The organism is Paracoccus alkanivorans, from assembly GCF_003697785.1.
Lineage (GTDB): Bacteria > Pseudomonadota > Alphaproteobacteria > Rhodobacterales > Rhodobacteraceae > Paracoccus > Paracoccus alkanivorans.
In genome coordinates this window covers 137,547-151,950 of the sequence record NZ_QOKZ01000010.1, presented here as the reverse complement: position 1 = coordinate 151,950, position 14,404 = coordinate 137,547, and the positions used below count along the sequence as shown (strand labels likewise).

Here is a 14,404-nt window from a genome sequence, read left to right as displayed (position 1 = left end):
ACCACCACCTTCTGGTAATCCATGTGGTTCGAGATCACCGCCACGATATCGATCGGCAGCGCCCCGATCCGCCAGCGATACAGCAGGTCGTTCAGGCAATGCCCGAAACGCGAGACCATCACGATCACCTTCATCTTCAGCCCCTCGTCGTGAAACTGATAGGTCATGCCCGATGTCTTGGCGGTCTCGGCGAAACCCTTGCTCAGCTTGTCCAGCGTGACGCCCTTTTCCGAGGCAAAGCTGACGCGCATGAAAAACTTGCCGGTCTCCGGGTCGTCATATTGCGAACTGGCGGTGATGTTGCAGCCCTGCTCGGCGAGATAACCGGAAATGGCGGCGACGATACCCCGAGTGGATTCGCAGGCAACGGTCAGGCAGAATTTGGTCATTTGCAACTCCTGTCGTAAACGGGGAGGCTGTCGGCAGCCCCGCGATTTGTTTTGGTGTCTTTGTCCGGGCTTGCCGCCTCAGGCGGTCAGTCCATCGGGTTCGGGCAGGCCCACCGCACGGCAGCAGGCGGTCAGCGTATTGGCCAGCAGGCAGGCAATGGTCATCGGGCCGACGCCGCCGGGCACCGGGGTGATCGCACCGGCGACTTCGCGCGCACTGTCGAAATCGACATCCCCGACTAGCCGGGTCTTGCCATCCTCTTCGATCCGGTTGATGCCGACATCGATCACCGTGGCGCCGGGCTTGATCCAGTCACCGGGGATTATCCGCGGCCGCCCCACGGCAGCGACAAGAATATCCGCGCGGCGGCAGACCTCGCCCAGATCACGAGTCCTGCTATGGGCGATGGTGACGGTGCAGCTGTCGCGCAGCAAGAGCTGCGCCATCGGTTTGCCGACGATATTGCTGCGCCCCACGATCACCGCGTTCAGCCCCGACAAGTCGCCCAAGCGGTCGCGCAGCATCATCAGGCAACCAAGCGGCGTGCAGGCGACCATGGATTTCTGCCCGGTCGCCAGCAACCCGACATTCAGGATATGAAAGCCATCGACATCCTTGGCGGGTTCGATGGCATTCAGCACCGCCTCGGAATCCAGATGATCCGGCAACGGCAGTTGCACGAGGATGCCATGCACGGCCGGATCGGCATTGAGCTGCGCGACCAGCGCCATAAGCGCGTCCTGCGTGGTGTCGGCAGGCAGCTTGTGCTCATAGGAGTTCATTCCCGCCTCGCGAGTCTGGATGCCCTTGTTGCGGACATAGACCTCGCTGGCCGGATCTTCGCCCACCAGCACAACGGCCAGCCCCGGAGTGATCCCCTGTTCTTTCAGCTTGACGACATGATCGGCGACGCGCGCCCGCACATCGGCCGAAAACGCCTTGCCGTCGATCAGCGCTCCGCTCATTGCAATTCTCCCTTCAAGCGTTCCGCAGTCTCGTCGAGCGCATGCCACAGCGCCACGGCCATGCTGCGCATTCCGATGATCGCCAACCGGTCATCGGCGCGGCGGATCACATAGGCGCTCATGTGGTGCAGCCCGGTTCGGGTGGCGCTGCCGGGGCCGAACGCGCCCGCATCCAGGTTGACCAGCTTTTCCATCAATGCCCGGATCGGGGCACCGCCATTGCCCGAAACAATTTCGAACACGGTCCAGGCATCGGTCTGCTCGGTGATCGAGCAGCCGGACGCCTCGACAGCCAATGCGGCGGCGAAATCCTCTGTGGCGCGGCCCTCTGCCTCGATCATCCATTGACCGGGGCCGGTCCAGAACGCGGCCACGCCGTTTCCGGCAACCCATTGTCCCGGACCCGGCAATTCCAGCCCCATTGGTGCAGGCTGAGTTGCTCCGCGACGCAGCGCCAATGAGACAAGCGCCACATCGGGATTCTCGGAAATCCGCAACGGACCAAATTGATGAGCTGCGGGGGCAGAGCCACCCAAGGCGGTGATCGGTGTCAGGTCAGTCACGCAGGCGTCCTCCATCAGGATCGACAAAATGGGCCGAGACGACGCGCAGCGCCACCTGCTGACCATCCAGCGGGTTGGCGCCGGTAATCACCTCGCCCATACGCTCGGAGCCGTTGGCCAGGAAACCCAGCCCGATATGGCAGCCGACATGCGGGGAGTAGCAGGCGGAACTGATCCAGCCCTGATCGGTCGCGGTGCTTTGCGCCGCCCCGTCGGTGAACAGATGCATCCCGGCCAGCACCGGCCGAGCGGCATCGACCGGCTGCAGCCCGACCAGTCGCCTCGTGTCGGCGGCCAGTCCTTCGCGCCGGGACATCACGGCACCGATGCTGTCCTTCTTGGTCGAGACCATCCGGCCCATACCCAGCATCTGCGGACTGGTCTGGCCGTTCAGCTCGTTGCCGGCGGCATGACCCTTTTCAATCCGCATGACGCCGAGCGCCTCGGTTCCGTAGGGGGTCGCGCCAAGATCCTCACCCGTCTCTACCAGCCGCTGCATCAGCGCATGGCCAAATCGCGCGGGCACCGCGACCTCATAGGCCAATTCGCCCGAAAACGAGATCCGGAACAATCGAGCCCTGAGCCCGCCGCAGATGGTCAGGCTGGTGCAGGCCATGAAAGGGAACGCCTCGTTCGAGATATCGAACCCCTCGTCCACGATCCGCTCCAGCAGCCGCCGTGCATTCGGACCGGCGACCGCGATCTGCGCCCAGGCATCGGTGGTCGAGATCAGCTGCACATCCATCTCGGGCCACAGACACTGCCGTGCGAACTCCATCTGACGATAGACGGGTCCGGCCTGTGCCGTTGTAGTGGTGACAACATAGTGATCCTCGGCCAGACGCGCGCAGGTGCCGTCATCCCAAGCGATACCATCCTCGCGCAGCATCAGGCCATAACGGACCATCCCGACCTTCAGCGTCTTCATGCCGTTGCAGTAAAGCCGGTTCAGGAACTCCCCGGCATCCGCGCCCTGCACATCGACCTTGCCAAGCGTGGTCACATCGCAGATGCCGACCCCTTTGCGGGTGGCCAGGACCTCGCGATCGACCGTTTCGCGCCAATGCGCCTCGCCGGGGCGGGGAAAATACTGCGCCCGCATCCATGGCCCGACCTCGACGAATACCGCGCCCTGCGCCTCGGCCCAGTGATGGGTCGGTGTCAGGCGGCGGGGGCGGAAATGCTCGGCCGTGTTGCCGCCGCCCAGAACCGACAGCGATACGCCGGTATAGGGCGGGCGGAAAATCGTGGTGCCGGTTTCGGGGATCGATTTACCGGTCAGTTCCGACATGATCGCGAGCGCGGTGACATTCGCCGTCTTGCCCTGATCGGTCGCCATGCCAAGCGTGGTCCAGCGTTTCAGATGCTCAACCGGGCGCATGTTTTCCTGATGGGCCAGCTTGATGTCCTTGACCGTGACATCGTTCTGGAAATCCACCCAGGCCCGCCCCTTGCCGGGCACATGCCAGAGCGCTTGCGGCTTCGATACCGCATCCTCGGCCTGCGGCAATTCGGGCATCGCGGCCTTGAGGTCCAGTTCGGCAAGCGCTCGGCCGGCGGCTTCCGCGCCCGAGCGCAAGGCGGCGGCTGTGCTGCCCTGACCATCAGCGGCCCCGGCAACGATCAGGCCCGGCGGTCCGTCCCCGGCCGGAACAAAGCTTTGCAAAGCCTCGTCCCAGACCGGACGGCCGCGATGATGCGAGGCCAGATGCAGGTTCGGGTTCCACCCCCCCGAAATCCCGAGCGCGCTGCATTCGATCCACCGGCTACGCCCGTTTTGCCTGACCTCTATCCTTGTCAGGCCGAGGCGGCCCTTGGCATTGCTGACCAGGCCGCCCGCAAAGATCGGGTAATCACCCATCGCCGTTGCATCCACGCGGCTATCGATGACCCCCGTGACCTCGACCCCCTTGGCGGCAAGGTCGAGGGCAGTACGATGACCGTCGTCGTTATTGGTGAAGATGGCCACGCGATCGGCGGGGCAGACCGCCCAACGATTGGCAAAGGCGCGCATGGCGCCCGCCAGCATGATGCCCGGGCGGTCGTTATTGGCGAAGGGGATATGCCGTTCGATGGCGCCTGCCGCCAGAACCGCACGTTTCGCCGTGATCCGCCACAATGTCTGACGCGGCTTGCCGCCCGGCTCGGGCAGGTGATCCGCGACCCGCTCGACCGCGCCATAGATGCCGTGATCGAAAGCCCCGAAGACGGTGGTGCGGCGCATGATGCGCAGGTTGGGCAGGCTGGCCAGTTCCTCTTCAACCCCGGCCACCCATTCGGTGGCGGGCGCATCGTCCAACAGATGCGTCTCCGCCAGCAACCGGCCTCCGAGGCGGAAATCCTCGTCGGCAAGGATTACCCGCGCACCGGAACGCGCCGCCGTCAGCGCCGCCGTCAGCCCCGCCGCACCACCGCCAATCACCAGCAGATCGCAATGCAGGAAGCCCTTGTCATAGGCATCCGGATCGGCCTGCATGGACAGGCTGCCCAGCCCCGCCGCCCGGCGGATGGCGGGCTCATACAGTTTTTCCCAGAAGGCCCGAGGCCACATGAAGGTCTTGTAATAGAACCCCGCCGCGAAGAAGGGCGACAGCAGATCGTTCATCGCCAGCAGATCAAAGTTCAGCGAGCCGATGCGGTTCTGGCTCCGGGCGGTCAGGCCGTCATACAGCTCGGCCACGGTGGCGCGGGTATTCGGCTCTTGCCGCGCGCCACTGCGCAATTCGACCAGTGCATTGGGTTCCTCGGACCCCGCCGCGATCAGTCCCCTCGGGCGGTGATACTTGAAGCTGCGCCCCATCAGCCGCACGTCATTGGCGAGCAGGGCCGAAGCTAGCGTATCGCCCGAATAGCCGGTGAACCTCCGCCCGTCGAAGGTAAAGGACAGGCTACGCGAACGATCGATCAATCCGCCTGAAAGCCGGGTCATGTCGCACCTCCCTTCCCGCGCATGGCGACATCGCGGGCAAGTTCCGCGCCGATGATCTCATGCGTGACGGTATCGCGCGTCACGACCAGCCAGGACCGGTCGCCCTGTTCGTGAAACCACAGCTCGCGATGCACGCCCGCCGGGTTGTCGCGCAGATAGACGTAATCGGCGAATGCCGCCTCGGCGCCCTCGGCCATGCCGTCGGGGCGCTCGATCAGCCTTGCATCGCCCAGATAGGTGAATTCCTGTGCGTCGCGAAGGCCAAGTAGAGGATGGGGAATCAGCATGGCGTGACCTCCGATTGCTCATGGCGGCTATTGATATCCTGTACCCGCTGCATCCAGTTTCGACGCAGATCGCTCGCTGTCGCCCCATTATCGTAGGCGGGAGAGCAGGTAGGACGGCAGGCGGTTACATCGACCAGAACAATGCTGCCAAAACTGCTGGCCAGATCGGGCCAAAGTTCTTCATATGTCGGGAATAGTCTGGCAAACTCATCGCTGTCCCGCGCCACGCTCCGGGCGGTTCCGCCTATCAGCACTGCGCGGCGGGTCAGAATATCGACAAAACTGATCTCGACCTGCGGGCACAGAGCGATATTCTTCAATGTATCAGGAGAACGGATCTCCGCAAAGCCGATTGTCTTGCTGTCATGCACGACGAAGGTACCTTTCGGGGAAAGGTTGGGCGCCCCATAGGCGTCAGCCGTAGCAACGAATCCAAGCCGCCAATCTTCAATCATCCGATGTGCAGAACTCGTGATCATTTCATCCACTCAATGCAGGTTCGGCGCAGCGCCCACGCCTTTTTCGTCGATAACGTGACCGCGCGCGAAACGGTCCAGGCGATAACCGCGGGCGGTCTCGTGCGGAGCATCCCTGGCCAGCAGATGGGCGAAGGCATAACCGCTGGCAGGCGTCGCCTTGAAGCCGCCATAGCACCAGCCCGCGTTCAGATAGAGCCCCTCGACATGGGTGCGGTCGATGATCGGAGAGCCGTCCATGGACATATCCATGATCCCGCCCCATGACCGCAGCAAACGCGCTCTGCCGATCATCGGCATCAGCGCCATGCCACCCTCGGCCACGTCCTCGATCACCGGCAGATTGCCGCGTTGGGCATAGGAATTGTAACCGTCGATATCACCACCAAAGACCAGCCCGCCCTTGTCCGACTGGCTGACATAGAAATGTCCCGCGCCGAATGTGATCACGCCTGGAATGACCGGCTTCAGCCCCTCGGTCACGAAAGCCTGCAGTACATGGCTTTCAATCGGCAGGCGCATCCCCGCCATCTGCATGACGCGCCCCGTGGATCCGGCCACGGCCACTCCGACCTTCCTGGCACCAATATAACCGCGAGTGGTCTCGACACCCAGAATGCGCCCTTCCTCGATCCGGAAACCGGTTACTTCGCAATTCTGGATCAGATCTACCCCACGCATATCGGCGCCCCGGGCATAACCCCAGGCCACCCCGTCATGCCGTGCCGTGCCGCCCCGGCGTTGCAGCAGGCCGCCCTTGATCGGGAAGCGGGCATTGTCGAAATTCAGGAAAGGCGCCATCGCCCGGACCCCGGCCGCATCCAGCAATTCCGCATCCGCACCTGCCAGCAGCATCGCATTGCCCCGGCGGCGGAAGGCATCCCGCTGCGCATCCGTATGGTACAGGTTCAACACGCCGCGCTGGCTGATCATGGCGTTGAAGTTGAACTCCTGCTCCAGCCCTTCCCACAGCTTCATCGAGAATTCATAAAAAGGCTCGTTCCCCGGCAGCAGGTAGTTCGAACGGATAATCGTCGTGTTCCGCCCGATATTCCCCTGCCCGAGCCAACCCTTTTCCAGCACCGCGATACGCGCCTGTCCAAAGGTCCGGGCCAGGTAATAGGCCGTCGCCAGCCCATGCCCGCCGCCGCCGACAATGACATAATCATAGGATGGTTGCGGATCGGGATTGCGCCAGAGCGGTTTCCATCCCTTGTGCCCGGTCAGGGCTTCCTTGATGACGCGAAAGCCGGAAAAATGCATCGCATGGACTCCTTGTTCCGGACCAATCTGGCACAGCACGCGGCAAGGAATGTGACTGAAATGGACATTATATTGCCCAAACGGGTCATTCGTGGCAGTCTTTCCGAATAGCCCCGAAGGATGTCATGCCAGTCCTCACCGATTCCCGCCCCCCGGCGCGCTATGGCTTCCTGCTGTTGCCGGATTACGCGCTGATGTCCACCGCTTCGGCCATCGAGCCGCTACGGGCCGCGAATCTGCTCAGCGGGCAAATGCTGTATGATCTGCGGTTTCTTTCGCTCCGTGGCGGCTGGATGCAAAGCTCGGGCGCGGGAGCGTTCCACACCGTCCCGATCACCGGTGCCGAAGAGGGCTTCGATATCCTTTTCGTCGTCGCCGGCGGCGACCCTCTGGCACAGCGGGACGAGCGGGTGCTTGCCTTTCTGCGGCGGCTGGCACGGCATGGAATTTCACTCGGCGGCATCTCGGGCGGAGCGGCGATCCTCGCGGCGGCGGGGGTGATGACTGCACGCCGCTTTACCATACACTGGCAGCATATCGATGCGATGCGCGAAACCTATCCCGACGCGCTGATCGAGCGGCGTCTCTTCGTCATCGACCGCGACCGTTTTACCTGCGCGGGGGGTATGGCGCCGCTGGACATGATGCATGCGCTGATCGCGGCGGATCACGGCTCTGCCCTGGCTCGGTCGGTCAGCGACTGGTTCATTCATACCGGCATCCGCGAGGCCGAGGCCCCGCAACAGCTCGATCCGGCACGCAAATACGACCTGCACCACCCCGCGCTCGTGGCGATGATCGAGCTGATGACCAGTCATCTGGCCGATCCCCTGCGACTGGAGGATCTGGGGCATCTATGCGGCATCGGCCCCCGGCAGTTGGAGCGGTTGACACAGACGCATATCGGCCAAAGCGTCATGCAGTTCTACCGCCGCCTGCGGCTGGACAAGGCTGATGAACTGCTGACCCAATCCAGCCTGCCATTGACCGAAATCGCGCTGGCCACGGGCTTTGCATCCCGCAGTCATTTTTCGCGCGCGTTCCGGGCCCGGTTCGGCGATACACCCTCGGCCCGGCGTGGCCGCTTCCGCCGGCGAACGAGTTGAACGCCCCTTCTTCTTCACGCAAATATCCCGGGGGTGAGGAGCGCAAGCGACAAGGGGGCAGAGTCCCCATTCACCAAGCAAGCGGAAAAAGCCAAACCCGCCGACCACAGGGGGGATCGGCGGGCAGGAGGGACGAGCCAGGCCAAGAGGAGAGCAGCCTGATCGCCGTTCAGATATCTAGGGTGTTGTCGCGCTCCCAATCCGACAGATGCGAGCAATAGCTGTTCCATTCCTTGGTTTTCAGCTTGATATAGGCGGCAGAGAAATCCTCGCCCATCGCGACCTTCAGCTCTTCATCCGCGTCGTAGTTGCGGATCGCGTCCAGCAGGTTCAGCGGCAGCTTCGGCGCATCTTTGACCTTGTAGCCCTCGGCATACATATCGATATCGTGGCGCGGGCCGGGATCGGCCTCGGATTTCAGCCCCGACAGTCCGGCGGCGATGATGACCGCCTGCAGCAGGTAGGGATTCGCCGCACCGTCCGGCAGGCGCAGCTCGAACCGGCCCGGGCCTGGAACACGAACCATGTGGGTGCGGTTGTTGCCGGTCCATGTCACGCTGTTGGGCGCCCATGTCGCCCCCGAGGTGGTGCGTGGCGCGTTGATCCGCTTGTAGCTGTTCACCGTCGGGTTGGTGATCAGCGCCAGCGCCTCGGCGTGTTTCATGATCCCGCCTAGGAAATACCGCCCGCGATCCGACAGGCCCAGTTCCTTGCTGTCATCGGCAAAGGCATTCTCGCCGGTCTTGCTGTCCCAGACCGAGATATGAGCATGGCAGCCATTGCCGGTCAGGCCCATGATCGGTTTGGGCATGAAGGTCGCGCGCAACCCGTGCTTTTCCGCGATCGCCCGGACCATGAACTTGAAGAAGCTGTGCTTGTCGGCGGTTGCCATCGCCTCGTCGTATTTCCAGTTCATCTCGAACTGGCCGTTCGCGTCCTCATGGTCATTCTGGTAAGGCTCCCAGCCCATCTCCAGCATGTAATCGCAGATCTCGGCGATCATGTCGTAGCGGCGCAGGATGGCGAGCTGGTCATAGCAGGGTTTCGTCGCCGTGTCGGCAGGATCGGCTACTTCGGTACCCTCGGGGTTCAGCAGGTGGAACTCCGCCTCGATCCCGGTCTTGACGGTCAGCCCCATCTCGGCGGCCTCCTCGACCAGCCGTCCCAGCACGTTACGCGGAGCCTGGGCCAGCCCCTTGTCCTCCATCACGCAGTTCGACGGAACCCAGGCCACCTCTTTCTTCCACGGCAACTGGATTACCGAAGAGGCGTCCGGCATGGCCAGCATGTCAGGATGCGCCGGCGTCAGATCCAGCCAGGTCGCGAAACCCGCGAACCCCGCGCCATCCTCCTGCATGTCCGAAATTGCGGCCGTCGGCACCAGCTTGGTTCGCTGGCTGCCGAAGAGGTCGGTATAGGAAATCATGAAATACTTGATCCCGTTTTCACGGGCGAAGGCGGCAAGACTTGTCATTAACGGTTCCCCTGTTGCGAATATGTGAGTCCCGGGGCGGGGTTCAGGCCCCGCCCTTCTAAGTGACGATCAGAACCCGGATTGGCCGGGAATCCAGCTGCTCCCCGCCAGCGGCACTCCGGCCATGGCCGCAGCCTCGATGGTCAGCGCGCAAAGATCCTCGGGCTCGAGGTTGTGGACATGGCTCTTGCCGCAGGCACGGGCGAGCGTCTGGCACTCCAATGTCATGACGCTCAGATAATTGCGGAGGCGGCGCCCGGCCATAACCGGATCCAGCCGCTGCATCAATTCCGGATCCTGGGTGGTGATCCCCGCCGGATCGCGTCCTTCGTGCCAGTCGTCATAGGCGCCGGTGGTGGAGCCCAGCTTCTGGTATTCTTCCTCCCAACGCGGATCGTTGTCGCCCAGCGCGATCAACGCCGCCGTGCCGATGGCCACCGCATCAGCGCCAAGCGCCAGCGCCTTGGCGACATCGGCACCGCTGCGGATCCCGCCCGAAACGACAAGCTGCACCTCGCGATGCATACCCAGATCCTGCAGTGCCTTCACAGCCGGACGAATGCAGGCAAGCGTTGGCTGGCCGACATGCTCGATGAACACGTCCTGTGTCGCCGCCGTGCCGCCCTGCATTCCGTCCAGCACGACCACATCGGCTCCGGCCTTCACCGCAAGAGCGGTATCGTAATACGGCCGTGCACCACCGATCTTGATATAGATCGGCTTTTCCCAGTTCGTGATCTCGCGGATCTCGAGGATCTTGATCTCCAGATCGTCAGGGCCGGTCCAGTCCGGATGACGACAGGCCGAACGCTGATCGATGCCCTTGGGCAGGTTGCGCATCCTGGCAACGCGATCGGTGATCTTCTGGCCCAGAAGCATTCCGCCGCCGCCGGGCTTGGCGCCCTGCCCGACCACGACCTCGATGGCATCAGCGCGGCGAAGATCGTCGGGATTCATGCCATAGCGCGAAGGCAGATACTGATAGACCAGCTTTTCGGAATGGCCGCGCTCTTCGTCGGTCATGCCGCCGTCGCCGGTCGTGGTCGAGGTTCCGGCAGCCGTTGCCCCGCGCCCCAATGCCTCCTTGGCATTCGCGGACAGCGCGCCAAAGGACATCCCGGCAATGGTGATCGGGATCTTGAGTTCGATGGGTTTCTTGGCAAAGCGGGTGCCAAGAGTTACCGAGGTATCGCATTTCTCGCGATAGCCCTCCAGGGGATAACGGCTGATCGACGCGCCCAGGAACAGCAGGTCGTCGAAATGCGGCACGCGGCGCTTCGCTCCGCCTCCGCGGATGTCGTAGATGCCGGTGGCGGCGGCGCGGCGGATTTCCGAATTGATCTCGTTCGAGAAGGTCCAGCTCTGCCGCGGCAGGGTTTGCGGTGTCTTGTCCATCGCCTTCTCTCCTCAGTATTCGTCTGCGTGATCGACGTTGAAATTGTAAAGCTTTCGGGCCGAGCCGTAACGGCGGAACTCCGCCGGCCTCGCGTCGGCTCCGGCACGCTTCAGAATATCGGCCAGGAATTCCATGTGCTCAGGGCGCATTTCCTTTTCGATGCAGTCGGCGCCAAGCGATTTGACCTCGCCGCGCACGAACAGGCGCGCCTCGTAGAGGCTGTCGCCCAAAGCGTCCCCGGCATTGCCCAGAACGACCAGATTGCCCGATTGCGCCATGAAAGCCGACATATGGCCGATATTGCCATGCACGACGATATCGATCCCTTTCATCGAGATACCGCAGCGCGAGCTGGCGTTGCCCTTGATGTTCAGCAAACCGCCATGCCCGGTCGCGCCGGCATATTGGCTGGCGTCGCCCTCGACGGTTACGGAACCCGAGATCATGTTCTCGGCCACACCCGGGCCGACCGAACCGGTCACATGCACATTGGCCTGCTTGTTCATTCCGGCGCAGTAATAGCCGGTCGAGCCCTTGATGGTCACGTTGATCGGTGCATCCAGCCCGACGGCCAGGGCATGTGCGCCGCGCGTGTTCTCGATGACCCAATCGGATTCCACGATTTCTTTCGACTGCGCTTGCAAGGTCGAGTTCAGTTGGCGCAATTCGGTCGAGGCCATGTCAATGGTCTGCATCTCAGCGCTCCCAGAAGTAAACGGTGGCGGGTTCGGGTTCCCAGACACGGGCGTTCTCGATCCCGGGCAGATTCGCAAAGGCGCGGTATTCGGAGCCGAAGGCGACGTAATCGTCAGTCTCGGCCATCACCGCAGGCTTGCAGGCAATCGGGTCGCGCACCACGCCAAAACCGTTCTTGGTGCCAACGACAAAGGTGAAGAAACCGTCCAAATCCTGTAGCGTGCCCTCCAGTGCCTCGCCGAGATTGGCGCCTTCCGCCAGTCGCGAAGAGATGTAGCAGGCAGCGACTTCTGTGTCGTTCTCGCTTTGCGGCGCAAAGCCCTTGCGGGCCAGGACCCGGCGCATCCGGTTGTGGTTCGACAAAGAGCCGTTATGCACGAGGCACTGGTCCGAATCGGTTGAGAAAGGATGTGCGCCGAGCGTGGTAACAGCGCTTTCCGTCGCCATCCGGGTATGACCGATACCGTGGCTGCCCGCCATCTGGCGAACACCGAACCGGGCGGCGACATCCCTGGGCAGGCCGACCTCCTTGAACACTTCCATCGAGTTGCCGACGCCCATGACCCGGATGCCCTTCTCGGCCATGAAGGCCCGCACCTCGGCCTCGCTGCCCTCGGGCAGGGTCAGGACCGCATGGGTGTCGATCACCCGCATCCGGACCGGAGCACGCAAAAGCTCCGTCAGGGTTTCTTCCAACCCGTTGAAATCCTCGTCCGGCGTTGCCGATTGAATGGTCATCTTCTGACCACCGGCATCGTCACCATAAATCGCGATTCCGGCACTGTCCGGACCACGGTCGGTCATGGTGATCAGCATATCGGTCAGAAGGTCCCCAAGACGTGGGCGCAAATCGTCCTTCTTCAGGAACAGGCCAACAATGCCACACATAGTCACCTCCGTTCAGCTTGGCTTGAAGCTCTCGAAGATTAACTAATAGGAAAATTTATTGCCTGACAAGATATTTTTTGCAATTAGGTCTTTTCGCCCATTTTTCCTGCACCTGACAGCCTGCAACGATCGGGCCGACGACCCTTCCCATTGCTCACCTGGCCTGCGGATAGCTGATGATCGAGAGATAGCGAATCGGCAATTGCCGCATATCTTCGGGGCCGTGCGGCGCATCGGCATCGAACAGCAGGCTGTCGCCGGGTTCCAGATCATAGATCCGGTCGCCATGCCTGTATCCCAGATGCCCTTCCAGCATGTAGATCAACTCGATCCCTTCATGCTGAAACGTGGGGAAGCGATCACTTTCCGTGCTTAGAACGATCAGATAGGGCTCCACCACCACGCCGGAATTGTTTGATCCGATATGTCCCAGCAGATGATATTGATGTCCTGACCGGGTTCCCGCCCTCTCCACCTCGACGGCTGTGCCAGACTTCACATGCATAGCGCCGCGCGGTTCCTCATAGCCCGAGAAAAGCTGCACCAGCGGCACCCGCAAGGCATTGGCAAGTGTCTGCAAGGTCGTCAGCGACGGCGAAATCACCCCGTTCTCTATCTTCGACAGCATCCCGACGGACAAACCGGCCTGATTGGCCAGTTCAGAGCCAGTCATGCGCTGACGCTTGCGCAATTCACGGACCTGACGGCCGATGGCCACCTCGAGATTTTTCTCACGGCTTTCACGCAGGGCATGGGGATCCTGAGTGAGCTTGATCTCGGGAGGCGCAATCTTGGTCATGATATTTTCCTGCAGGTTATCGGTTCTCTAAATGCCAGATCGGCATAAAATAGCCAAATGCCACCTCCATATAGAAATGTTCCCCGGCATTTAGAAAGCGATGATCGGGTTTAAGCCAATATCCGCCGCCCGCTAAAGTTGCCGTTCAGGAAGTATTTTTTCTCCTTTGTAAATTTTTTTCTTGATCCGAAGCGTCGCACCGGTGTTTTATGTGCAGAATCGAAACCCTGCTCCGGGACAAGAATTCCGCGGAACGACAGGGGTCGCCCATTCGGCGGTCTTCCGTGGAGAAACAACATAGGGAGGAACGCTATGTCTGATCTCACCAGACGGATAACGGCCATGCATCGCCGCGACATCATCGTGGCATGGGCCTTCGTCGTCGGATTATGGTTCGCAATCATTTTCGTCGCCATCGCCACCTGGTCACTGGCCCCCAGCAGCACCGCGCGCATCGTGCTATTGATCGGAGGCTCCGTCGTGCTGCTGTTCAACACCGCGGCGATCCTGGCGATGCTGCGCCATTATCGCGAGGACCGGGATTTCATGTACGGGCTGGATATCAAGTTTCTCGATGCTGCCCGCGCCAAGCAGAGGGGGGTGTGAGATGGAGCGATATACACCTCCGCCACAAAGCAAGCTGGGACAGATCTTCGATGTTCTGGTGCTTCTGGTGCTTACCGTGGGTGCGCTTTACGTCCCTCTCTGGCTGGGGCTGGCAGGCAGCGCGCAGGTGCATCAGACTGTCGACGCCCCCACATGGGAAAGCCTTAACCAGAACGCCGCGATGGTCGAGCAATGGGGCAAGCTGGGCTTTGCCGACGCCGAAGCCGCGGCGCCGCTGATCACCGCCAGATTCGACTATTCCTTCAGCATCTTCGCGCTGGTCGCCGTGATCATCACGGTGGTCGGTTACTACGCCATGATGCTGAAACTGTCGGAAAAGGAATATCGCGACGTCATCGCCGAAAAATTCGGCAAGGAATAGGGAGACGACAATGCTTATCTGGAATCTCGCCGAATATGTCGCATGGGCACTCGCCGCCGTGCTTGGCGCCTATATCATAATCGACTGGCTTCGGACCGACAGCCGCTACAGCGAGGAAGAGCTGACCTCCTCGCGTGAGGGGCAACTCGAAGCGATGACCGAACAGCACGAGCTATAAGGAACA

Annotated in this window: 15 protein-coding genes and 1 pseudogene; 4 read left to right on the top strand and 12 right to left on the bottom strand. The window is 61.9% G+C overall.

Annotation, left to right across the window (positions count from 1 at the left end; all coding sequences use genetic code 11):
- From purU to C9E81_RS19740, 7 genes and pseudogenes are all read right to left on the bottom strand, one after another.
- Positions 1–389, bottom strand: a pseudogene (purU, locus tag C9E81_RS19770) (formyltetrahydrofolate deformylase); the annotation flags it as partial.
- 78 nt (positions 390–467) lie between these two features.
- Positions 468–1,355: a bifunctional methylenetetrahydrofolate dehydrogenase/methenyltetrahydrofolate cyclohydrolase FolD gene (folD, locus tag C9E81_RS19765; protein WP_122114084.1), complete on the bottom strand. Its 888-nt coding sequence runs from the start codon at positions 1,353–1,355 to the stop codon at positions 468–470.
- Positions 1,352–1,918, bottom strand: a complete 567-nt coding sequence (locus C9E81_RS19760; RefSeq protein ID WP_208021227.1) for a sarcosine oxidase subunit gamma — start codon at positions 1,916–1,918, stop codon at positions 1,352–1,354. Before C9E81_RS19760 ends, folD begins: the two co-directional genes overlap by 4 nt.
- Entirely contained in the window at positions 1,911–4,847 is a 2,937-nt protein-coding gene (locus C9E81_RS19755; RefSeq protein ID WP_122114083.1) for a sarcosine oxidase subunit alpha family protein, read from the bottom strand. Before C9E81_RS19755 ends, C9E81_RS19760 begins: the two co-directional genes overlap by 8 nt.
- Positions 4,844–5,134: a sarcosine oxidase subunit delta gene (locus C9E81_RS19750; RefSeq protein ID WP_122114082.1), complete on the bottom strand. Its 291-nt coding sequence runs from the start codon at positions 5,132–5,134 to the stop codon at positions 4,844–4,846. The genes C9E81_RS19755 and C9E81_RS19750 overlap by 4 nt, the downstream gene beginning before the upstream one ends.
- A complete protein-coding gene (locus C9E81_RS19745) occupies positions 5,128–5,613 on the bottom strand; it encodes a pyridoxamine 5'-phosphate oxidase family protein (RefSeq protein WP_243698732.1) in 486 nt (161 codons plus the stop codon). The genes C9E81_RS19750 and C9E81_RS19745 overlap by 7 nt, the downstream gene beginning before the upstream one ends.
- Before the next feature lie 9 nt (positions 5,614–5,622).
- Positions 5,623–6,873: a sarcosine oxidase subunit beta family protein gene (locus tag C9E81_RS19740; protein WP_122114080.1), complete on the bottom strand. Its 1,251-nt coding sequence runs from the start codon at positions 6,871–6,873 to the stop codon at positions 5,623–5,625.
- Between the two features lie 125 nt (positions 6,874–6,998).
- Between C9E81_RS19740 and C9E81_RS19735 the strand changes: the two genes are divergently transcribed.
- Entirely contained in the window at positions 6,999–7,979 is a 981-nt protein-coding gene (locus tag C9E81_RS19735) for a GlxA family transcriptional regulator (protein ID WP_122114079.1), read from the top strand.
- Positions 7,980–8,148: 169 nt separating this feature from the next.
- Here the strand turns inward: C9E81_RS19735 and glnT are convergent, their stop codons facing one another.
- The 5 genes from glnT to C9E81_RS19710 all read right to left on the bottom strand — a co-directional run bounded on the left by glnT (position 8,149) and on the right by C9E81_RS19710 (position 13,232).
- On the bottom strand, positions 8,149–9,453 hold the full coding sequence (glnT, locus tag C9E81_RS19730) for a type III glutamate--ammonia ligase (RefSeq protein WP_122114078.1): 1,305 nt from the start codon (positions 9,451–9,453) through the stop codon (positions 8,149–8,151).
- A gap of 69 nt (positions 9,454–9,522) precedes the next feature.
- Positions 9,523–10,848, bottom strand: coding sequence for an FMN-binding glutamate synthase family protein (locus C9E81_RS19725; RefSeq protein WP_122114077.1), 1,326 nt, complete (start codon positions 10,846–10,848; stop codon positions 9,523–9,525).
- A gap of 12 nt (positions 10,849–10,860) precedes the next feature.
- A complete protein-coding gene (locus C9E81_RS19720) occupies positions 10,861–11,544 on the bottom strand; it encodes a GltB/FmdC/FwdC-like GXGXG domain-containing protein (protein WP_122114076.1) in 684 nt (227 codons plus the stop codon).
- Position 11,545: 1 nt separating this feature from the next.
- Positions 11,546–12,433 (bottom strand): class II glutamine amidotransferase, encoded by an 888-nt coding sequence (locus C9E81_RS19715; RefSeq protein ID WP_122114075.1) that lies wholly within the window; start codon positions 12,431–12,433, stop codon positions 11,546–11,548.
- Between the two features lie 154 nt (positions 12,434–12,587).
- Positions 12,588–13,232 carry a helix-turn-helix domain-containing protein gene (locus C9E81_RS19710; RefSeq protein WP_122114074.1) on the bottom strand — a complete coding sequence of 215 codons (645 nt, stop codon included), beginning with the start codon at positions 13,230–13,232 and terminating at the stop codon, positions 12,588–12,590.
- Between the two features lie 312 nt (positions 13,233–13,544).
- Between C9E81_RS19710 and C9E81_RS19705 the strand changes: the two genes are divergently transcribed.
- Genes C9E81_RS19705 through C9E81_RS23010 form a run of 3 tightly spaced genes read left to right on the top strand, consistent with a single transcriptional unit; the run spans position 13,545 to position 14,398 of the window.
- Positions 13,545–13,838 (top strand): hypothetical protein, encoded by a 294-nt coding sequence (locus C9E81_RS19705; protein ID WP_243698731.1) that lies wholly within the window; start codon positions 13,545–13,547, stop codon positions 13,836–13,838.
- 1 nt (position 13,839) lies between these two features.
- Positions 13,840–14,220, top strand: coding sequence for a hypothetical protein (locus tag C9E81_RS19700; protein WP_122114072.1), 381 nt, complete (start codon positions 13,840–13,842; stop codon positions 14,218–14,220).
- Between the two features lie 10 nt (positions 14,221–14,230).
- Entirely contained in the window at positions 14,231–14,398 is a 168-nt protein-coding gene (locus C9E81_RS23010) for a hypothetical protein (RefSeq protein ID WP_166461981.1), read from the top strand.
- Positions 14,399–14,404: the final 6 nt, after the last annotated feature.